This is a genomic window from Ensifer sp. EB106-05-01-XG146, from assembly GCF_058791875.1.
On sequence record NZ_JBYTDX010000002.1, the window covers coordinates 1,697,922 to 1,719,053 of the forward strand.

Below are 21,132 nucleotides of genomic sequence, written 5' to 3' on the forward strand. Positions count from 1 at the left end.
AAAGGAATCTGACATGACCGATATCGACACCGACAACAGCCCCATCCCCGAGCGCAAGCGCGGCTCCGGCGTAAAGATGGTCTATGACCTCTTGCGCGACGAGATCCTCGACCTGGTGCTGCCGCCGGGCAGCCCGATCGACGAAGTGCAGCTTGCCGAGCGGCTGAAGATGTCGCGCACGCCGATCCGCGAGGCGCTGGTGCGTCTTGCCGGCGAAGGGCTGATCGACACGCTGCCGAACCGCTCGACGATGGTGGCGAACATCGACTTCCTCAATCTCAATCCGTTCTTCGACGCGCTGGTGCTGATGTACCGCGTCACCACGCGGCTTGCGGCGCAGAACCACCGCCCGGAAGACCTGGCGATCATTCGTGGCTTCCACGAAGACTATGCGGCAGCCGTGCAGACGCGCGACGCGCTGACGATGATCGCCACCAACGCCGCCTTCCATGCGGCAATCGCGGAAAGCGGACGCAACCCCTACTTCACCAGCCTGTTCCGCCGGCTGCTGGACGAAGGGCGGCGCATTCTCCGTCTCTATTATCAGTCCTATGACGAGCAGTTCCCCCAGCGCTTCGTCGACGAGCATGCGGCCATGATCGCCGCGATCGCCGCGCGCGACGTCGAGGCTGCGGATCGGCTGGGCAAGGCGCATGCGGAGCAGATCGTCGAGCAGGTGCAGAAGCTTTTTGCCCGCAACAACAAGCTCGATATCGCTTTGTAGCGAGCTTTGTATTTTTCTTGTCGACAAATAAAATACAAACAGCTATTGTCTGGATCAAAGGCAAGGGCGCAGGTGCGCCGCTGCCCTGAAGACAAAGCCGAGAGGAGTTTCAGATGAAGGCTCAGATTTTCACCGGCGTCATCCCGGCGCTGATGACCCCCTGCAAAGAAGACCGCACCCCCGATTTCGACGCGCTGGTGCGCAAGGGCAAGGAGCTGATCGCTCAAGGCATGTCCGCCGTCGTCTACTGCGGCTCGATGGGTGACTGGCCGCTCCTGACCGACGAACAGCGCATGGAAGGCGTCGAGCGCCTCGTCAAGGCCGGCATTCCGGTTATCGTCGGCACCGGCGCCGTCAACACCGCTTCGGCCGTCGCTCACGCGGCACATGCCGAGAAGGTCGGCGCCCAGGGCCTGATGGTCATCCCGCGCGTGCTTTCGCGCGGCTCGGTTGTCGCTGCCCAGAAGAACCACTTCAAGGCCATTCTCTCGGCCGCCCCGAGCCTGCCGGCTGTCATCTACAACAGCCCGTACTACGGCTTCGCCACCCGCGCCGACCTGTTCTTCGCACTGCGCGCCGAACATCCGAACCTCGTCGGCTTCAAGGAATTCGGCGGCGCTGCCGACATGCGCTATGCGGCCGAGAACATCACCAGCCGTGACGATGGCGTCTCGCTGATGATCGGTGTCGACACGGCCGTTTTCCACGGCTTCGTCAACTGCGGCGCAACCGGTGCCATCACCGGCATCGGCTGCGTTCTGCCGAAGGAAGTCATCCACATGTGCAACCTGTCGCGTGCCGCCGCCGAAGGCGACGTCGACGCACGTCTGCGCGCACTGGAACTGGAACAGGCGCTCGCCGTTCTCTCGTCCTTCGACGAAGGTCCGGACCTCGTTCTCTACTTCAAGCATATGATGGTGCTGAAGGGCGACAAGGAATACACGCTGCACTTCAACGAGAGCGACGTTCTCTCCGACAGCCAGCGCGGCTACGTCGAAGCCCAGTTCAAGCTGTTCAACAGCTGGTACGCCGAGTGGAGCAAGCTCCCGGGCGCGGTGCAGAAGTACAAGGCCTGATCGCTCGATCGGCACTCAAATAGAAAAGGCCCTCCGGTTGGAGGGCCTTTTTCGTTTGGCAGTCTCGACGGGTCGATGACCGACGAAAAGGTTAGCCGTCGCTTACGCGACGGCGTCCAGTCCAAGAGCAAGCAGCCGCTCGAGCTGCTCGATTTCAGCCGTGTTGAGAACGACACCTTCGACTTCCGACTTGGCGCGCGCCACGAAGCGACGCTGCGACGGCAGGCGGGCGCCCTGGCCGACGATCGCCTCAAACAGCACTTCCGCACGGGCGAAGGGATTGCCCGGGCGTCCGGCTGCAAATTTCTCCGGCGAGAAGGCGACGATCAGTTCGCCGTGGAACGGTGCAAGCGTCGTGGTGCCGAGATAGTCGAGCACTTCCGGGCTCGTCAGGTCGCCGATCATGATGCCGGCAAGAAGCTCGACCATGGTGCCGATCGCCGAACCCTTGTGGCCGCCGAAGGGCAGCATGGCGCCGGCAAGCGCTGCTTCCGGATCGGTCGTCGGATTGCCTTCGGCATCGATCGCCCAACCCTCCGGCAAGGGCTTGCCGGCACGGCGGTGCAGTTCGATCTCTCCGCGGGCGGCAACCGAGGTGGCGAAGTCGAAGACGTAAGGCGGCTTGTTTTCGCGCGGCCAGCCGAAGGCGAAGGGGTTGGTGCCGAGCAGCGGCTTGTTGCCGCCGGTCGGCGCAACGGTCGCATAGCTCGGGCACATGACGAGGCCGGCAAGTCCCTCGCCGGTCAGGCCTTCGACCTCAGGCCAGAGCGCCGAAAAATGGGTGCAATCGTTGATGACGAGCGCGGCGATGCCCAGCGAGCGAGCGCGTTCGGCGAGAACCGGCAGGCCGAGCTCGAAGGCGGGATTGGCAAAACCGCCCTTGGCGTTGACCTTGACGATAGCGGAACCTTCGCCCGCTTCGAGCTCCGGTGTTGCATCCGGCTTCACCTTGCCCGCCTTGACGGTGCGAAGCGCTCCTTCGATGCGGTAGATGCCATGCGACTTGCAGGCATCCCGCTCGCCGGCGACGATCACGCGGGCCAGTGCACCGGCCTGAATGGCGTTGAGCCCCGCCTTCAGGAAGATCGCCTCAACGCGCTCGAAAAGTGCTGCGATCGTCAGGGTGTTGGTTTCGCTCATCTCTCTCCCTCTCAAATGCTGCGCCTGATCCGGAAGGGCCAGTCAGGCGATTGATGTTCTGCATACATATAGTATACAAAGATCCGACAAGTGCAATTCAGCCATGATCCCCTCTGCTAGAAAAGGCAATCCGGGATCGAACGAAAGGATCGGCAGATGGCCTTCACCCCCAAAGGAAAACACCTTGTCGCCGGCGAATGGCTCGACGGCGCGGGCACCTTCGCATCGGCACCCGCCCACGGTCCGGTCCATCAGTTCGCCACCGGCACCGTGGAACTGGTCAACCGCGCGGCTGAAGCCGCCGAAGAAGCCTTCCTGAGCTATGGCTATTCGACCCGGACCGAGCGCGCCGCCTTCCTGCGCGCCATCGCCGACGAGATCGAGGCACGCGCGGAGGCCATTACCGAGATCGGCACCCAGGAAACCGGCCTGCCGGAAGCGCGCCTGCAGGGCGAACGCGGCCGCACCACCGGCCAGCTCCGTCTCTTTGCCGACCACATCGAAAAGGGTGAATATCTCGACCGCCGTTTCGATGCGGCCCTGCCCGAGCGTCAGCCAGCGCCGCGCCCGGAAATCCGCCTTATCCAGCGCCCGATCGGCCCGGTCGCAGTCTTCGGCGCCTCGAACTTCCCGCTGGCCTTCTCGACCGCCGGCGGCGACACGGCTGCCGCCCTTGCTGCCGGCTGCCCCGTGGTCGTCAAGGGCCACTCGGCCCATCCGGGCACCGGTGAGATCGTTGCGCAGGCCGTCGAGGCCGCGATCCGCAAGACCGGCGTTCACCCGGGCGTCTTCTCGCTGATCCAAGGCGGCAACCGCCAGGTCGGCGAAGCGCTTGTCCAGCATCCGCTGATCAAGGCCGTCGGCTTCACCGGTTCGCTCGCCGGTGGCCGCGCGCTCTTCAATCTCTGCGCCGCACGTCCGGAGCCGATCCCGTTCTTCGGCGAGCTCGGCTCGGTCAACCCGATGTTCCTGCTGCCGGAAGCACTGAAGGCACGCGCCGAGACACTCGGCCAGGGTTGGGCCGGTTCGCTGACCATGGGTGCCGGCCAGTTCTGCACCAACCCCGGCATCGCCGTGGTTGTCGAAGGTGCTGACGCCGATCGCTTCACCACGGCCGCCGTCGAAGCGCTCGGCAAGGTCGCGCCGCAGACGATGCTGACCGACGGCATTGCCAAGGCCTATCACGAGGGCCAGGCGCGCTTTGAAAGCCGCAACACCGTGAAGCCGCTGCTGACGACCGAATCGTCCGGCCGCTCGGTCTCGCCGAACCTGTTCGAAACGACCGGCGACCAGTTCCTGGCCGACCATGCGCTCGGCGAAGAGGTGTTCGGTCCGCTCGGCCTCGTCGTTCGCGTCGGTTCGACCTCTGAAATGGAACAGCTTGCCCGCGGCTTCGAGGGGCAGCTGACCACCACCATCCACATGGATGCGACCGATCTCGAGACCGCCCGTCGTCTGCGCCCGATCCTTGAGCGCAAGGCCGGCCGCGTCCTCGTCAACGGCTTTCCGACCGGCGTCGAGGTGGTGGATTCGATGGTGCATGGCGGACCCTATCCGGCCTCGACCAACTTCGGCGCAACCAGCGTCGGTACCCTGTCGATCCGCCGTTTCCTGCGCCCGGTCGCCTACCAGAACATGCCGGAAGGCCTGCTGCCCGAGGACTTCCAGGGCTAAGGCACTCACCGACAGCTGCGGGTGCCTGCCGCCCGCAGCCGCAAGACACGACAGATCGCTGCGCAGGCATCCCATTTGACGAAACAAATGGGATGCCTGCGCGCGTTCTGCGTTATGAACTTATACTTTTTGTATACTAATTGTATTTTTCTATTGATTTGTGCTGTCTAAAACGGAATAGTGCCTCAGCCGTCAAACGGCACTCATTTCAGGGAGAGAGAAAATGAAGACTTCGGTGCTCGCGCTCGGCCTCGTTGCGGCCGCTGCTCTGACCAGCCAGGCCCATGCCGACAAGCTGGATGACGTCATCGGCTCGGGTACGCTGCGTTGCGCAGTCGTGCTCGACTTCCCGCCGATGGGTTCTCGCGACGAGAACAACAACCCGATCGGTTTTGACGTCGACTACTGCAACGACCTCGCAAAGGCACTCGGCGTCACCGCCGAAATCGTCGAGACCCCGTTCCCGGAGCGCATTCCCGCTCTGATGTCGGGCCGCGTCGACGTCGGCGTTGCCTCGACCTCCGACACGCTTGAGCGCGCCAAGACCGTCGGCATGACGATCCCCTACTTCGCCTTCGAAATGGCCGTCACTGCCAACGAGAAGTCGGGCGTCAAGTCCTTCGAAGACATGAAGGGCAAGGTTGTCGGCGCGACCGCCGGCACGTTCGAAGCGATCGCTCTCGAAAAGCAGGTCAAGGAATGGGGCGCCGGTGAGTTCCGTCCGTACCAGACCCAGGCAGACGTCTTCCTCGCGCTCAGCCAGGGCCAGATCGACGCTACGGTTTCGACCTCGACCGTCGCCCAGGCCAACGTGAAGGGCGGCAAGTTCGCCGGCATCTCCGTCGTTGGCAAGGCTCCGTTCGACACCGACTACGTCGCGCTCTTCACCAACCGCGAAGAATACGGCTTCATCAACTTCCTCAACCTCTTCATCAACCAGCAGGTCCGCACCGGCCGCTACGCTGAACTTTACGAAAAGTGGGTCGGCGGCGAACTTCCGGACCTTACGGCTAAGGGCGTTTACCGCTAATATGCCGTTTATCTGGCGGCGCGAAGTTTAGCTTCGCGCCGCTATTCGTTTCCGAAGAGGTGAGACGAAACATGTTCAGCTATACCTTTCATTGGAACCAGGCGCTGAAAGCCCTGCCACAGATGCTCGACGGAGCGCTGGTCACCCTGCAGGTGGCTCTGCTCTCGATGGTCATCGGCCTGGCACTGGCGCTCGCGCTGACGGCTTGCCGCCTGTCGGGCAATCGCATCCTCGGTGGTTTTGCCACCGCCTGGGTCGAAATCGCCCGCAACACGCCGGCGCTGTTCCAGATCTACATGGCCCATTTCGGCCTCGGCAATTTCGGTATCCACCTGAGCCCCTATACGGCGCTGCTCGCGGGGATCGCCTTCAACAATGCCGGTTATCTCGCGGAAAACTTCCGCGGCGCCCTCAAGGCCATTCCCGATACCCAGGCACGGGCCGGCCGCTCGCTCGGCATGACCCCGGTGCAGGCCTTCCGCTACATCGTGCTGCCGCAGATGCTGCGCATCGCCTTCCTGCCCGTCACCAACCAGATGGTCTGGGCGATCCTGATGACCTCGCTTGGCGTTACCGTCGGCATGAACACCGACCTTGCCGGCATCACCCAGGAACTGAACGCCCGTTCGTTCCGCACCTTCGAATTCTTCGCGATCGCGGCGATCATCTATTACCTGATCGCCAAGGCCGTGACGCTAGGCGCGCGCCTGCTCGCCGCGCGCATGTTCCGCTACTAAGGAGAGGTGAGAGATGTTCAATACCGCCCTCACCCTCGCTGATCTCGGCTTCCTGCTGCAGGGCGCCTTGATGACGCTCGCGGTCACCGCCGTCTCAGTTACCGCCGGCACCGTGCTCGGCATCATCTTCGGCGTCGTGCGCAACCAGGTCGGCCCCTATTGGGCCGCTCCGCTCACCTTCGTGCTCGACATCTTCCGTTCGGTGCCGCTGCTGATCCAGCTGGTTCTTGCCAATGCCTTCCAGGCGATCGCCAAGCTCGGCTGGGCACCGTTCACGACCTCCTGCGTGGTGCTGTCGCTCTATACGGCCGCCTATTGCACCGAGATCGTTCGTGGCGGCATCTCTTCCGTGCCACCGACGACGCGCCGCGCCGCCCGCTCGCTCGGCATGACCTGGTGGCAGGACATGCGCTACATCGTGGCGCCGCTTGCGACCCGCGTTTCGCTGCCGTCCTGGATCGGCCTGACGCTCGGCGTCATGAAGGACTCCGCACTCGTCCTCTGGCTCGGCCTGATCGAACTCTTGCGCGCCTCGCAGGTGCTCGTCACCCGCCTGCAGGAACCGCTGCTGATCCTTCTGATCTGCGGCGCCATCTACTTCCTTATCAGCTTCCCGATCGCCCGGCTCGGCGGTTACCTTGAAAAACGGTGGTCCAATGATTGAGATCCAGAACGTTCGCAAATCCTTCGGCTCGCTGGAGGTTCTCAAAGGCATCGACCTCACCGTCAACAAGGGCGAGGTGCTGACCATCATTGGCGGCTCCGGTTCCGGCAAGTCGACGCTGCTGACCTGCATCAACGGTCTCGAGCCGATCGATGCCGGCCGCATCCTCGTCGACGGCACCGAGGTCCACGCGAAATCAACAAACCTCAACAAGCTGCGCAGCAAGCTCGGCATCGTCTTCCAGCAGTTCAATGCTTTCCCGCACCTGACCGTGCTTGAAAACGTCATGCTGGCGCCGCGCAAGGTGCTCGGCCTCTCCAAGGAAAAGGCCGAGGAAAACGCCGTCAAGCAGCTCACGCACGTCGGCCTCGGCGAGAAGCTCGGCGTCTATCCAACCCGCATGTCGGGCGGCCAGCAGCAGCGCATGGCGATCGCCCGCGCACTCGCGATGTCGCCGGAATACATGCTGTTTGACGAAGTGACCTCGGCGCTCGATCCGCAGCTCGTCGGCGAAGTGCTCGACACGCTGCGCATGCTGGCCTCCGAGGGCATGACGATGATCTGCGTCACCCATGAAATGAAGTTTGCCCGCGAAGTTTCCGACCGCGTCGCCTTCTTCCACAAGGGCGTGATGGCGGAAATCGCCGCACCGGAAGCGCTCTTCGGCGCGCCGAAGGATCCGGAACTCCAAAAGTTCCTCGCAGCGACGCACTGAGCCGATCATGAAGGATGCAGTTCAGCCTGACGTCATCGTCATCGGCGCCGGCGTTGTCGGCCTTTCTGCGGCGATCGCCGCCCAGGCACGGGGACTTTCCGTCACCGTGCTCGACCGGGAAGGCCCGGCAGCAGGTGCCTCGGCGGGCAACGCCGGGGCCTTCGCCTTCACCGACATCCTGCCGCTCGCGTCACCCGGCATCCTGAAGAAGGCGCCGAAGTGGCTGCTCGACCCGCTTGGGCCCTTGAGCGTGCCACCGGCCTATGCGGCACAGATCGCGCCGTGGATGTTCCGCTTCTGGCGCGCCTGCTCGGCAAGCCGCGTGGCCCATTCGACGACCGCCCAGACGGCGATGATGGACCTCTCCAAGGCCGAGCTCGAACCTTTCCTCGCCGAGACCGGCACCCTGCCGATGCTGCGCAAGGAAGGCAATCTGCAGGTCTATGAAAGCGAAGCCGAGCTGAAGGCCTCTCTTCCCGGCTGGACCGCGCGAGCCGAACACGGCATCGAGTTCCGACACATGGGCGCGGCCGAGATGGCCGAGATCCAGCCTGGTCTCGCATCGCGCTTCACCCATGGCACCTTTACCCCCGGCTGGTATTCCATCGCCGATCCCAAGCTCTACACGCTGGCGCTGGCAGACCATTTCCGCGCCAAGGGAGGTGTGATCGAGCGTGCCGAAGTTACGGCACTGAAGCCGATCGAAGGTGGCGTCGAACTGACGGCCGACGGCAAGACGCGGCGGGCAGAACAGGTCGTGCTTTCAGCCGGCGCGTTCTCGCACCAGGTCGCCCGTACGCTCGGCGAGCGTATCCCGCTCGAAACCGAGCGCGGCTACAACACCACGCTGCCGCAGGATGCCTTCGATCTGCGCACCCAGGTAACCTTCGGCGGACACGGCTTCGTCGTCACCAGGCTTTCGACCGGTATCCGCGTCGGCGGCGCCGTCGAACTCGGCGGGCTGAAGCTGCCGCCGAACTTCCGCCGCTCGGAAGCCATGCTGAAGAAGGCGCAAGCCTTCCTGCCGGGCTTCAAGAGCGAGGGCGGCGTGCAATGGATGGGCTTCCGCCCATCGCTGCCCGACAGCCTTCCGGCGATCGGCCGCGCCCGCGCCACCGGCCGCGTCGTCTACGCCTTCGGCCACGGCCATCTCGGTCTCACGCAATCGGCCGGCACCGCACGGCTCGTGGCCGACCTGCTCACCGGCCGGCGGCCGGCGATCGATATCAGTTCCTTCTCGCCCCAACGTTTCTGACAGAGTTTAGACCATGGCCAACCACACCTTCTCCTGCATCGACGGCCACACCTGCGGCAATCCGGTCCGCCTCGTTTCCGGCGGCGGGCCACGACTCGAAGGCGCTAACATGCTGGAGAAGCGGGCCCATTTCCTGCGCGAGTTCGACTGGATCCGCACTGGCCTGATGTTCGAGCCGCGCGGCCACGACATGATGTCGGGCTCGATCCTCTATCCGCCGACCCGGGCCGACTGCGATGTCGCCGTGCTCTTCATCGAAACGTCGGGCTGCCTGCCAATGTGCGGCCACGGCACGATCGGCACCATCACCATGGCGATCGAAAACGGCCTGATCACGCCGCGTGAACCGGGCAAGCTTTCAATCGACGCGCCGGCCGGCAAGGTCGACATCACCTATCGCCAGGAAGGCCGCTTCGTCGAAGAAGTGCGCCTCACCAACGTTCCGGGCTTCCTCTACGCCGAGGGGCTGACGGCTGAAGTCGAGGGTCTTGGCGAGATCGTCGTCGACGTCGCCTATGGCGGCAACTTCTACGCCATCGTCGAACCGCAGAAGAATTTTCGCGACATGGCCGACCATACGGCCGGCGAACTTGTCGGCTGGAGCCCGAAGCTCCGCGCGGCGCTCAACGCCAAATACGAGTTCGTGCATCCGGAGCACCCGGAAATCAAGGGCCTCAGCCACATCCAGTGGACCGGCAAGCCAACACAGGCAGAAGCGCATGCGCGCAACGCCGTCTTTTACGGCGAAAAGGCGATCGACCGCTCGCCCTGCGGCACCGGCACGTCGGCGCGCATGGCCCAGCTTGCCGCCAAGGGCAAGCTCAAGGTCGGTGACGAGTTCGTGCATGAATCGATCATCGGTTCGCTGTTCAAGGGCCGTGTCGAGGCAGCGACCAAGGTCGCCGACCGCGACGCCATCATCCCGTCGATTGCCGGCTGGGCCCGCATGACCGGCATCAACACGATCTTCATCGATGACCGCGACCCCTTTGCTCATGGATTTGTCGTAAAATGAACCAATCGATCTCCGCCCGCAGCATTCTTTCCGGCTCCGCCGATGGCCCCATCATCGACACGGAGGAGGCGCTGAGCTTCTGGGGCGGGGTCGATCCGGCAACGGGTCGGGTGATCGACGTGCACCATCCGCTGCACGGCCTCTGTCTGACCGACGGCATCCTGATGATGCCGTCGAGCCGCGGCTCCTGCACCGGTTCGGGCGTGCTGCTCGACATGGCGCTGACCGGCCGTGCGCCGGCGGCCCTGGTCTTCTCGGAAGCGGAAGACGTGCTGACGCTCGGCGCGCTGATCGCGGCCGAAATGTTCGGAAAATCCCTGCCGGTGCTTCGGCTTTCGCGCGACGCCTTCAAGGCGCTGGCGCAGGCAAAGACCGCGCGCATCAGCGATACGGCAATCGAAGCCGATGGCCTGACAATTCCGGTCGCTCCGCCGGCAATGACGGCGCTTGATCTCACCGACGACGATCGCGCCATGCTCGACGGTCGTGACGGCATCGCCGTGCAACAGGCGATGCGCATCATCGCGGCGATGGCGGCGCAGCAGGGTGCGGAAAAGCTCATCGACGTGGTCCAGGGCCATATCGACGGCTGCATCTATGCGAGCCCGGCAAACCTCACCTTCGCCGAGAAGATGGCGGACATGGGGGCCAAGGTTCGCGTGCCGACGACGATGAATGCGATCTCGGTCGACCGTGCCAACTGGCAGGCGCAGGGCGTGCCGGAGAGCTTCGGCGATCCGGCAGCAAGGCTTGCCGACGCCTATGTGCGCATGGGCTGCCGCCCGACCTTCACCTGCTCGCCCTATCTGCTCGACAGCGCGCCGAAATCCGGCGAAGCCATCGCCTGGGCGGAATCGAACGCCGTCATATTCGCCAATACGGTGCTCGGCGCGCGCACGGCCAAACACCCGGACTTTCTCGATCTCTGCATTGCGCTCACCGGTCGTGCACCGCTCTCGGGCGTCTATCTCGACGCGCCGCGCAAGGCGACGCGCGTCATCGACGTGGAACTGCCTGAGGATATCGACGATGCCTTCTGGCCGCTGATCGGTTATCTCGCCGGCAAGGCAGCACCCGACCGCATCCCGCTTTTGCGCGGTCTTGCATCGGCAAAGCCCTCGCGCGACGACCTCAAGGCGCTTTGCGCCGCCTTCGGCACCACGTCCGCATCCCCGATGCTGCATGTGGAGGGCGTGACCCCGGAAGCGGAAGGTGCCGCCGCCAAGGATGCCGACCACACGACGATCACGCGCGCCGACATGGCCGCGGCCTGGTCGCTCCTGAACGACGGTCCGGCGGAGGTCGAGCTTGTCGCCATCGGCAGCCCGCATGCGTCGCTCGAGGAATGCCGCACGCTGGCCACAGCCTTCGACGGCCGCAAGCGCGATAGCAACGTCGCCGTGATCGTCACCGCCGGGCGAGACGCGATAGCCGCAGCGCGGGACGAAGGTCTGCTTGCCCGCCTTGAAGAGAGCGGCATCCAGGTCCTGCCGGATCTTTGCTGGTGCTCGATCTCCGAACCGGTCTTTCCGACCAAGACCCGGGCGCTGATGACCAATTCCGGGAAATACGCCCATTACGGGCCCGGTCTTTCCGGCCGCGCTGTGCGCTTCAGCAACCTCGCCGACTGCGTCGAGGCGGCGCTCACGGGCCGTGTGCCGGTGCGGTTGCCGGCTTGGCTTTCTTGACGGTTTTGCTTCGCGCTTAGCGCAATTCCAGAAAAAGTGTGGAACGGTTTTCCGTCCGGAATTGCGGTCTTTCGAAGAGATTGACTGTTTCGCCGTTTCGAAGAAACGATAAAACAGTCTAGGCGCTGCGCGGCGGCGCCGTCGAGGCCCGCGGCACCAGATGACAGGCAAGCTCGACGCGCCGCGGCGGCGCCGGGATGCCCGACAGCGTGTCGCGCAAGAGATCGAGCGCAACCGAGCCGATCTCGCGCATCGGGATATGCATCGTCGTCAGCGGCGGGTTGAGGAAGGCCGCCTGCGGAAGGTCGTCCATGCCCATGACCGAAACGTCGCCGGGAACCGAAAAGCCCTTCTGCTGGATGCCGAGCATGGCTCCGACCGCGAGGCTGTCGCCAGCCGCAAGCACGGCGGTAAAATCCAGCCCCCGCTCCGAAATCCGCTGCGTCAGCGCCTGTATCGCAAGCTCCGGCAGCCAGTCCTCGACGGTAACGAGCATGTCGTCGGTGGCGGGAAGGCCTTTCGCCAGCAGCCCGTCGCGCCAGCCCTCGTAGCGCCTTTCGATCGTGCGGCGCCCCGGCCGCATCAGGAACAGGATGCGCTCATGCCCAAGCTCGATCAGATGGTCCGTCGCAAGCCGCGCGCTCGAGCGGTTGCAGGGCGTGACGCTCGATAGCCGCATATAGGGGTCGTCGCTGTTGAGCAGCACCACCGGCTTCTCGAAGCCGCGGGTGGCGGCGATCATGCCCTCGTCGTCGATGGTGAGAAACAGAAGCCCGGCAACCTGCTCGTCCGCCTCGGCCTCGGCAAGCACCGCAAGCTCCTCGCTGCGGTCGGCGATCGGCCGGGTGACGATTTCAAGGTCCAGCGCCTGCGCGCGCTCCTTCAGCCCTTCCAGCACGTAGTGGGTGAACTGGTTGCGCACATAGTCGATCATCGCGGCACTCGACGCAGCCACGATGACCTTCTGGCCGGCAACCGCCGTCGGGATCGAGTAATTGGCGTTCTTCGCCGCCTCCAGCACCTTCTGGCGGATTTCCGCGCGCACGCCCTTTTCGCCGGCAAGCGCCCGCGAAGCAGTGCTGAGCGACACGCCGCACGCTTCGGCGATGTCCTCCAAGCGGACCTTCTTGCTCTTCTTGCCGCGTTTGCCGGCCAACGGTTTGACGGTCATCCGCTCCCCCCCTGCCACAATACTGGGAAAAATTTTCATGTTGCGCAAGAAAAAACGTCATGCCTTTATCCCATCAAGAAAGCCGAGGGAAGAGCGGCTTCAAGGAGGAGGAGTGCCATGGGCCTCAACGCCCACGATATTCGCATGGGTCTCGATCGCCTTGTCGGCGGCATGACCGGTCTCAAGCATGACGGCCGGTTCGTTGAGCCGAACCTCGACGGCACCGCGGGCGACTACATCAGCTTCGACAGTTGGGAATGGCCGCAGGGCGTCGGCCTTTACGGCCTGATCAAGCTCTGGCTGTTCACCGGCCGTGACGACATCCGCCGGCTGATCGAAGGCTGGTACGAAGGGCGTATTGCGGCCGGCCTTCCCGAACTCAACGTCAACACGACCGCACCCATGCTCGGCCTCTCCGTGCTCTGGGCGAAGACGGGAAACCCGCGGTGGAAGCCCTTGCTCGACGAATGGGCAAACCGGGTGATGAGCGAAATGGGCCGCACGCCGGAAGGCGGCTTCGAGCACCATGTCTCCGACAAGGTCAACGACAATGAACTCTGGGACGACACGCTCTATATGGTCGCCCTGTTCCTTGCCTCCTACGGCCAGGCGAGCGGCCGGCGCGAACTGGTCGACGAGGCATCACGGCAGTTTCTCGTGCATGCCCGCTATCTCGCCGACACGCATTCGGGCCTCTGGTTCCACGGCTGGACCTTCGATGGCCGGCACAATTTCGCCCGCGCCCGCTGGGCCCGCGGCAATGCCTGGATCACCGCCGGCATGCTCGATCTCTTCGACCTCGCAGAGATTGCAGCGCCAGTGAAAGAGTATCTGCGCGGCGTGCTCGTGACCCAGGTCGAGGCGCTTCTGCCGCTGCAGACCGCGTCGGGCGCCTGGCGCACCCTGCTCGACGACGCATCGTCCTATGAAGAGATCTCGGCCACCGCCGGCATCGGCTACGGCCTGCTCAAGGGCTATCGCCTCGGCTACGGCACGCCCGCCTGGAGAGCCGCCGGTCTCAGCGCGCTCGAAGCCGTGATGCGCAACATCGACGAGACCGGCACCGTGCTCAATGTCTCCTACGGCACGCGCATGGGCCACGACCTGCAATTCTACAAGGACATCCCCATTCAGCCGACCGGCTATGGCCAGGCACTGGCAATCCTCTGCCTTTCCGAAGCCCTGCAGCATGTCGGCGCGGAAGGACAGGAAGCATGACGATGAAGGTTCTTTACGGGGCCAATCCCGAAGACATCAAGGCATATGACACGGCGCGGCTTCGCCGCGAGTTCCTGATCAGTGATCTCTTTGCCGAGGACGCGGTGAACTTTACCTATACCCATGTCGACCGGCTGATTCTCGGCGGCGCCATGCCGAAAACGAAGAGCGTATCCTTCGGCTCGGGCGCCGAGATCGGCACGCCCTATCTGCTTTCGGCGCGAGAGATGGGTATCGCCAATCTCGGCGGCAGCGGCACCATCACCGTCGACGGCAAGAGCTTCGTGCTCGAAAACCGCGATGTGCTCTATGTCGGGCGCGGCGCCAAGGAGATCGTCGTATCGAGCGAATCCGCCGACAGGCCTGCGCGCTTCTACATGAACTCGGTCCCCGCCGGCGCCGACCTGCCGCACCGGCTGATCAGGAAGGCCGAGGCCAAGGCGATCGAACTCGGCGACATCAAGCGCTCGAACGGGCGCAGGCTCGTCATGTACATCCATCCGGAAGTGATGTCCTCCTGCCTGCTCCTGATGGGCATTACCGATCTCGCCGAAGGCAGCGCCTGGAACACCATGCCGCCGCATGTGCATGAGCGGCGCATGGAGGCCTATTGCTACTTCGACATGGCGCCCGAGGACCGGATCGTCCACGTCATGGGCGAGCCGGACGAGACCCGGCACCTGATCGTCGCCGATTGTGACGCGGTGCTGTCACCCGCCTGGTCTATCCACATGGGCGCCGGCACCGGCCCCTATGCCTTCGTCTGGGGCATGACCGGCGAGAATCAGGAATACAACGACGTCACCCCCGTAGCCTTGGCTGAGTTGAAATGAGCGATACGATTTTCCATCTGAAGAAGAGCCTCGTCCCGGGGCAGGCGATCGGCTACTGGCAGCTCGGCGCTATTGCCGAGGAACGGTTCGACGTGCCGGACCAGCCGATGAAGGGCGAAATGGACCCCTTCTTCTTCCTGACCAAACACAAGAACTTCATTCCGCACGAATACCCCTGCCGGACGATCTTTGCTGAAACGTATCGCGGCAAGCGGCCGGACGTGCGCGGCACATTCGAGGCCAGCCGCTGGTGGCTGCCCTTCGGCTCGCCGCGGCTCGATCTCTCCGGCTTCTGGTTCCGGCCGACGCGGCTTGCGACCTGGGCCCGCACCTCGATCGAAGTCGAGACCGCAGGAACGGCGAAAATCCGCCTCGGCACCTGCGGCGGCGCAGTGGTCTTCTTGAACGGAACCGAGATCGGCTGGATGGCGCCCTATAGCCGCAACCTCGAGGCCAAGGCCGAATTCGAGCTACCGCTCAACGCCGGTCTCAACGAGGTCACGATCTTCTTCGACGACCTCGCCGAGCGCGACGCCCGCTATTTCTTCCAGCTCGACTATCTCTCCGGCCCGGCGGCGCGCGTGGCGCTCCCCGTACCCTGCCCGAGCGAAGCGGCTGCCGACATCGAAGCCGCACTCGACGGCATGCATTTCGACCGTACCGCCTATTTCGAGGGCGACATCACGCTTCTCTTCGCTGCCGCCCTGCCGCTCGACGTAAAGGTCAATGTTGCGGTTGAAGGCGACTTCATGTCGACCGAACGCTTCGACCACGACTTCCTCATGAAGGCCGGCGACAGGAAGTTGACGATCGGCCCATCGGAGGACACTCCGGCTGACTTCCGCCATTTCCGCATCACGCTCGATGCCGGCGGCTTCGTCGCCTCGCGCTCGCTCGGCGTCGAGATCTGCCATGCCGGCCGCCAGGGCAGGCCGCCCGAGGCGCTTTCGGCCCGCATCACCGAAACGCTCGACGAGATCTCCGGCTTTTCCGAGCGCGACACGGTACGTGCATTCGCAAGGCTCGCAAGCGGCCGCGGCGGCGCCGAAACGGACGCGATGATCGACGAAATCCTGCCCTCGATCGAGGATTGCCATGACTGCGCCGACTTCTCGCTGGTGCCGTTGATCTGGTCGCGCACCACCTGGGGCCTGGATATCGGCGACAAGACCCGGAACCGCATCGACCAGGCGATCCTCGGTTTCCGCTACTGGATGGACGAGCCCGGCAACGACGTGCAGTGGTATTTTTCCGAAAACCACGCGCTGCTGTTCCACACGTCCGCCTATCTCGCCGGCCAGCTGTTCCCGCAGGCGACCTTCCGTCGCTCCGGCCGCAAGGGACGCGAGCAGAGCGCTGTGGGTGCTGCCCGCGTCCGCGCCTGGCTCGACCACTTCGAGGCCTGGGAGATGGCCGAGTTCAACTCCGCGCCCTATTTCCCGATCGACCTCAAGGGCCTCACGGCATTGGCCGCACTTTCGCCGGACGCCGATATCGCCGAACGCGCCAAGAACGGCATCGTTCGCCTCTGCGAGATCATCGCCCGCTCCGCCCACCACGGCATGGTGACGGCAGCGCAAGGCCGCTCCTACGAGCACACGCTCTGCGCCGGCCGTTCGCTCGAACTTTCGGGTGTTGCCCGCCTGCTTTGGGGCAAGGGCTGTTACGGCCGCCGGGTGCACGCGCTGCCCCAGCTTGCCGTCTGCCTGCGCGACCATGGCATCGTCGTGCCCGAAACACTTGCCGCCGTTGCCTGCCATCAGGACGAGGCCAAGCACCAGGAATGGCGCTTCGCCCAGGGTGAAAACAGCTTCGCCGCACTCTACCACTACAAGGGTCGCCACTTCGCCATGGGCTCGGCGGCGCATTATCGCTGGAACGAATGGGGCTACCAGGAAACGGTGCTGCATTTGCGCCTTGGCCAGCGGCCGGAAGCGGCGATCTGGATCAACCATCCGGGCGAAACCATTCAGTTCGGGTACGGCCGGCCATCCTATTGGGGTGGTTGCGGCACCCTCCCTCGTGCCCACCAGTACAGGGGGCTGGCCGTACTCGACTTTTCGACCGTCAGCGAACAGCCGGATTTCACCCATGCCTGGTTCCCGGTCGCCGAATTCGACGAGAGCAGGGTCGAGGGCAATCTGGCGCTGGCGCGCAGCGGCCACGGCGCTGTTGTGCTGATCGGTGGAAATGAACTGGTCGCGGTAACCGATGGCCCATCGGCGAATGCCGAGTTGCGCCAGGCAGGTCACAGGACGCGATGGATCGTCAGGGTTTGCGAAGCCGGGGAGCTTGCCGAGGCGAAAGCGCGATTTGCTGGGCTTACGGTCGAGGAAACCGCCAACGGCACCTTCGTCGTCAACGATCCGGACTATGGCCGCGTCGTCTTCCGCAATGACGGTTCGGCCGAGGCCGAAGGGCGCACCATCGCCGCCAAGGATTTCACCGTGGCCGGCGAGGCGACCATGCTCGCCGCCCGATAAGGGCACGAAGAATTGCGCCGGCCGGGAGAAGACGGCGCCGTCCCAAACGAGCGGGAGGAAGCTCGTCCAAGGATCAAGTGGAGGAGAAGGACAATGAAGAAGACCAAGACGATGCTCGCGGCGCTCGCCGTCGGGCTTCTGACGTCGACGGCAGCAATGGCCGGCGACGTGCGCATCATGTGGTATTCCGATGGCGTCGAAGGCGAGGTGCTGAAGGACCTGCTCGATCGCTTCATGAAGGAGAACCCCGGGATCAACGTGATCCTCGACAACGTCTCCTACAGCGTCGTCAAGGAGCAGCTGCCGGTGCAACTCGAAGCCGGCAACGGCCCGGATATCGCCCGCGTCACCAATCTGAAGGCACAGGCCCAGCATTGGCTCGACCTGCGGCCGCTCGTTGCCGATGCGGCTTATTGGGACGAAAACTTCGGTGGCCAGGCGGACTGGATGCGTCCCGACGGGTCGAACCAGATCTCCGGTTTCATGACCCAGATCACCATTGCCGGCGGCTTTGCCAACAAGACGCTGTTCGATCAGGCGGGCGTCGCCATTCCCGGCAAGGATGCCACCTGGGACGACTGGGCAAAGGCCGCCAAGCAGGTTGCCGAAAACCAGCAAGTGCCCTTCCCGATGGCGCTCGACCGCTCCGGTCACCGCCTGAGCGGCCCGAACCTTGCCTATGGCGGCAACTACATCGGCGCCGACGGCAAGCCGGCGCCGCTCGACGACGGCTCGAAGAACTTCCTGAAGACCTTCGTCGGCTGGGTTGCCGACGGCACGATGAGCAAGGACGTGTGGGTTTCGGCCGCGGGCTCGACCTACCGGGCGGCGGCCGACGACTTCATCAACGGACAGCTCGTCTATTATTATTCCGGCTCCTGGCAGGTGCCTAACTTCTCGACGAAGATCGGCACCAACTTCGACTGGGTCGCGACCGGCAGTCCCTGCGGCCCGACGAACTGCACCGGCATGACCGGCGGCGCCGGCCTGGTTGCGGTCAAGTACACCAAGAACCCGAAGGACGTCGCCAAGGTAATGGACTACCTCGCGAGCGAACCGATCGTAAAGGAGTTCTCCGAGCGAACCCTATTCCTGCCCGCGCACAAGGGCGTACTCGCCAAGGGTCTCGACTTCAAGACCGACGACGCCCAGGCGAAGGCAGCGCTCAACGCCTTCGTCGAGGCGAGCAAGACGCTCTCCGACGAGGCGCGCAAGCTTCCCGGTTGGCTCTGGTCCGACGCCGTCTACGGTGCGCTCGTCACCCGCGTCAGCCAGGCGGCTGCCGGTGAGATGACAGTCGACGAGGCCTTCGCCCGCATCGACTCCGATATCGCCACCAAGGTGAAAGATACCGGTAACTGATCGCCACAATCGATGCCGGGCTGCTGACGGCGTGACGTGTCATGCCGTCGGATCGGCCGGCGCTGCGTAAGTTGATACTTACGGGCATCCGGAAAAGCCTTGCCCGCCTCTTGCGGGGGAAGGAACATCGGCCTTCCAACAAAGGCAGAAGGAACCAAAATCAAAGTGATAGAGCGCCGCGCACTCATTGAAACCCGCGGCGCTCCGGACCAGAATCCGGTGACAACCGTTGCGCTTCAAAGTGCAGTCGGTGGGCGAGGTGGCAAGCGATGAAGGCAGATGTTCCAAAAGGAAGCGGCTCAGGCCTCGGCGAGGCGGCAATGGCCCCTGTTCGCCTGGCGATGGCGGCCATCGATGCGCCGCTGCGCTGGGTGCAGCGCCGCCTCGGCATCGGCGGCATGGCGACCTTCTTCCTGCTGCCGAACATGCTGATCTTCGGCATCTTCGTGCTTTTGCCGTTCTTCATCAACTTCGCCTATTCCATGACCGGCGGCACAGCCCTTTTCCTGCCGGACCGGAGCTTCGTCGGCGGCGACCAATATGCGCGGCTGTTTGACTGCGTGAACTACACCGACCCGAACTCCTGCGCGGAAGACACCTTCTGGACGGCCGTCGGTAACACGGCGTGGTTCGTCGTGCTGCAGGTCAGCCTGATGATCCTGTTTTCGCTAGTGACGGCCTTGATCCTCAACCGCGAGCTTATGGCGCGCAGCTTCTGGCGCGCCGTGTTCTTCTTCCCCGTTCTGCTGTCGCCCGTCGTCGTCGGCCTGATCTGGAAGTGGATCCTGCAACGCCAGGGCCTGCTCAACTTCGGGCTCTACGGCCTCGGTTTTGATCCCTACACCTGGCTCAACGACCGCAACTGGTCCTTTGCCGCGACCGTCGGCGTTTCGATCTGGGCGCATATGGGCTTCTACACTCTGATCCTGCTTGCCGGCCTGCAGGCGATCCCGAAGGATCTTTATGAAGCGGCCGACATGGACGGCACCCGCCCGGCGCGCGCCTTCTGGCGCATCACCCTGCCGCTGCTGATGCCGAACCTGCTCGTCGTCATCGTGCTCGTGCTCATCCGCGCGGTGCAGATCTTCGACGAGGTCTACGTTCTGACCGGCGGCGGCCCGGGCACCAGCACGCTCTATATCACGCAGTACATCTACGAGACCGGCTTTGCGACGCAGTTGCGCAATCCAGGCCTTGCCGCAGCCGCCTCGATCCTGATGGGCGCCGTGCTGGTGGTGCTAACGCTGGTGCAGCTCGGCCTTGGGCGCAAAGGCGAGAACAAGGGAGCCCGCAAATGAGCCGTGTCGCCGAATTCATCTTCCGCTGCCGCGGCCGCAACGGCTGGCACTGGACCGACGTCTTCACGTGGGTGTGGCTGATCGGCGGTCTCTTCATCATGTTCGGCCCGGCCGTCTGGCTCGTCGGCTCCTCCTTCAAGTCACCGGCAGCGCTTGCCGAATTTCCGCCGACGATCATGCCCTATGTGACGCAGAAGGCGACGGTCGAAGGCTATGACAAGCCGCTCGACCTCTATGAGGTGACGATGCCCGATGGCAGCAAGAAGGTGCTCGCCGAGGTCCGCCGCATCGGCATCGTCAGCCAGATGGTTTCACCGGAGAAGCCGACCGAGATCGTCAAGGTCAAGATCGCCGAGCGCACGCCGGTGCGCACCATGTCCTTCGCCACGTCGAACTACAGCGAGCCCTTCACGCACTTCGACTTCGTCCGCTATCTCTGGAACTCCGTCTTCGTGACCGTGACGGCGACGCTGATCACGCTGATCGTCAACTCCATGGCGGCCTTCGCGCTCAGCAAATACGAGTTTCGCGGCCGCACCTTCGCGATGCTCCTGATCCTCGCGACGCTGATGGTGCCGCTCTCGGTGATCATGGTGCCGCTCTATTCGATTGTCTCGGCCCTCGGCCTCTTCAACAATCTCTGGGGCGTGATCCTGCCGACCGTCGCCACGCCCACCGGCGTCTTCATCCTGCGGCAATACATGCTGACCATCCCCGACGAACTGATCGACGCGGCGCGCATGGACAAGGCGTCGGAGTGGCAGATCTACTGGCGCATCATCCTGCCGCTGACGGCGCCGGCGCTCGCGGTTCTGGCGATCTTCTCGGTCGTCTGGCGCTGGAACGACTTCCTCTGGCCGCTGATCGTGCTGTCGCGCAAGGAACTCTATACGCTGCAGGTGGGTTTGAGCATCTATTCCGGCGAGCTGAACGTGCAGTGGCATTTCATTCTCGCCATGACGGTCGTGACGATGATCCCTGTCGTCCTCGTCTTCATCTTCCTGCAACGCTTCATCACCACCGGCATCGCCGGCACCGGACTGAAATAA

At 64.0% G+C, this 21,132-nt stretch carries 18 protein-coding genes; 16 read left to right on the forward strand and 2 right to left on the reverse strand.

The features are described 5' to 3' along the window. Positions 1-13: 13 nt before the first annotated feature. Positions 14-724: a GntR family transcriptional regulator gene (locus tag AC3WVQ_RS27825; protein ID WP_090426227.1), complete on the forward strand. Its 711-nt coding sequence runs from the start codon at positions 14-16 to the stop codon at positions 722-724. A 113-nt stretch (positions 725-837) separates the two neighbouring features. Beyond that, the gene (locus AC3WVQ_RS27830) at positions 838-1,800 is read left to right on the forward strand and encodes a dihydrodipicolinate synthase family protein (RefSeq protein WP_034798428.1); all 963 of its coding nucleotides are present in this window, start codon (positions 838-840) and stop codon (positions 1,798-1,800) included. A gap of 102 nt (positions 1,801-1,902) precedes the next feature. Here the strand turns inward: AC3WVQ_RS27830 and AC3WVQ_RS27835 are convergent, their stop codons facing one another. Further along, entirely contained in the window at positions 1,903-2,940 is a 1,038-nt protein-coding gene (locus AC3WVQ_RS27835; RefSeq protein WP_034798426.1) for an Ldh family oxidoreductase, read from the reverse strand. 156 nt (positions 2,941-3,096) lie between these two features. Here AC3WVQ_RS27835 and AC3WVQ_RS27840 point away from each other — a divergent pair, with 156 nt between their 5' ends. The 8 genes from AC3WVQ_RS27840 to lhpI all read left to right on the forward strand — a co-directional run bounded on the left by AC3WVQ_RS27840 (position 3,097) and on the right by lhpI (position 11,718). Beyond that, entirely contained in the window at positions 3,097-4,614 is a 1,518-nt protein-coding gene (locus tag AC3WVQ_RS27840) for an aldehyde dehydrogenase (NADP(+)) (protein WP_112986007.1), read from the forward strand. Positions 4,615-4,837: 223 nt separating this feature from the next. After that, the gene (locus AC3WVQ_RS27845; RefSeq protein ID WP_034798420.1) at positions 4,838-5,644 is read left to right on the forward strand and encodes an ABC transporter substrate-binding protein; all 807 of its coding nucleotides are present in this window, start codon (positions 4,838-4,840) and stop codon (positions 5,642-5,644) included. Between the two features lie 71 nt (positions 5,645-5,715). Beyond that, positions 5,716-6,381, forward strand: a complete 666-nt coding sequence (locus AC3WVQ_RS27850) for an amino acid ABC transporter permease (RefSeq protein ID WP_034798417.1) — start codon at positions 5,716-5,718, stop codon at positions 6,379-6,381. Positions 6,382-6,394: 13 nt separating this feature from the next. After that, a complete protein-coding gene (locus AC3WVQ_RS27855; RefSeq protein WP_034798414.1) occupies positions 6,395-7,045 on the forward strand; it encodes an amino acid ABC transporter permease in 651 nt (216 codons plus the stop codon). Further along, positions 7,038-7,760 (forward strand): amino acid ABC transporter ATP-binding protein, encoded by a 723-nt coding sequence (locus AC3WVQ_RS27860; RefSeq protein WP_034798411.1) that lies wholly within the window; start codon positions 7,038-7,040, stop codon positions 7,758-7,760. The genes AC3WVQ_RS27855 and AC3WVQ_RS27860 overlap by 8 nt, the downstream gene beginning before the upstream one ends. Before the next feature lie 7 nt (positions 7,761-7,767). Beyond that, entirely contained in the window at positions 7,768-9,015 is a 1,248-nt protein-coding gene (locus AC3WVQ_RS27865; protein ID WP_034798409.1) for an NAD(P)/FAD-dependent oxidoreductase, read from the forward strand. Between the two features lie 13 nt (positions 9,016-9,028). Continuing rightward, on the forward strand, positions 9,029-10,030 hold the full coding sequence (locus tag AC3WVQ_RS27870; RefSeq protein WP_060521880.1) for a 4-hydroxyproline epimerase: 1,002 nt from the start codon (positions 9,029-9,031) through the stop codon (positions 10,028-10,030). Further along, the gene (lhpI, locus tag AC3WVQ_RS27875) at positions 10,027-11,718 is read left to right on the forward strand and encodes a cis-3-hydroxy-L-proline dehydratase (RefSeq protein WP_492383275.1); all 1,692 of its coding nucleotides are present in this window, start codon (positions 10,027-10,029) and stop codon (positions 11,716-11,718) included. Before AC3WVQ_RS27870 ends, lhpI begins: the two co-directional genes overlap by 4 nt. 118 nt (positions 11,719-11,836) lie before the next feature. Here lhpI and AC3WVQ_RS27880 read toward each other — a convergent pair whose 3' ends face one another. Beyond that, complete coding sequence (locus AC3WVQ_RS27880) at positions 11,837-12,889, reverse strand: LacI family DNA-binding transcriptional regulator (RefSeq protein WP_112771358.1); 1,053 nt, start codon at positions 12,887-12,889, stop codon at positions 11,837-11,839. A gap of 117 nt (positions 12,890-13,006) precedes the next feature. On the opposite strand from AC3WVQ_RS27880, the gene bglB reads away from it, so the two are divergent. The 6 genes from bglB to AC3WVQ_RS27910 all read left to right on the forward strand — a co-directional run bounded on the left by bglB (position 13,007) and on the right by AC3WVQ_RS27910 (position 21,132). Continuing rightward, a complete protein-coding gene (bglB, locus tag AC3WVQ_RS27885) occupies positions 13,007-14,107 on the forward strand; it encodes a beta-galactosidase BglB (protein ID WP_268088152.1) in 1,101 nt (366 codons plus the stop codon). Then, a complete protein-coding gene (kduI, locus tag AC3WVQ_RS27890; RefSeq protein ID WP_268088150.1) occupies positions 14,104-14,940 on the forward strand; it encodes a 5-dehydro-4-deoxy-D-glucuronate isomerase in 837 nt (278 codons plus the stop codon). Before bglB ends, kduI begins: the two co-directional genes overlap by 4 nt. Further along, positions 14,937-17,423: a hypothetical protein gene (locus AC3WVQ_RS27895; protein ID WP_268088149.1), complete on the forward strand. Its 2,487-nt coding sequence runs from the start codon at positions 14,937-14,939 to the stop codon at positions 17,421-17,423. Before kduI ends, AC3WVQ_RS27895 begins: the two co-directional genes overlap by 4 nt. Before the next feature lie 93 nt (positions 17,424-17,516). Beyond that, complete coding sequence (locus AC3WVQ_RS27900) at positions 17,517-18,785, forward strand: ABC transporter substrate-binding protein (RefSeq protein ID WP_268088148.1); 1,269 nt, start codon at positions 17,517-17,519, stop codon at positions 18,783-18,785. A 269-nt stretch (positions 18,786-19,054) separates the two neighbouring features. Then, positions 19,055-20,083 (forward strand): carbohydrate ABC transporter permease, encoded by a 1,029-nt coding sequence (locus AC3WVQ_RS27905; RefSeq protein WP_268088146.1) that lies wholly within the window; start codon positions 19,055-19,057, stop codon positions 20,081-20,083. After that, complete coding sequence (locus AC3WVQ_RS27910; protein WP_192440565.1) at positions 20,080-21,132, forward strand: carbohydrate ABC transporter permease; 1,053 nt, start codon at positions 20,080-20,082, stop codon at positions 21,130-21,132. The genes AC3WVQ_RS27905 and AC3WVQ_RS27910 overlap by 4 nt, the downstream gene beginning before the upstream one ends.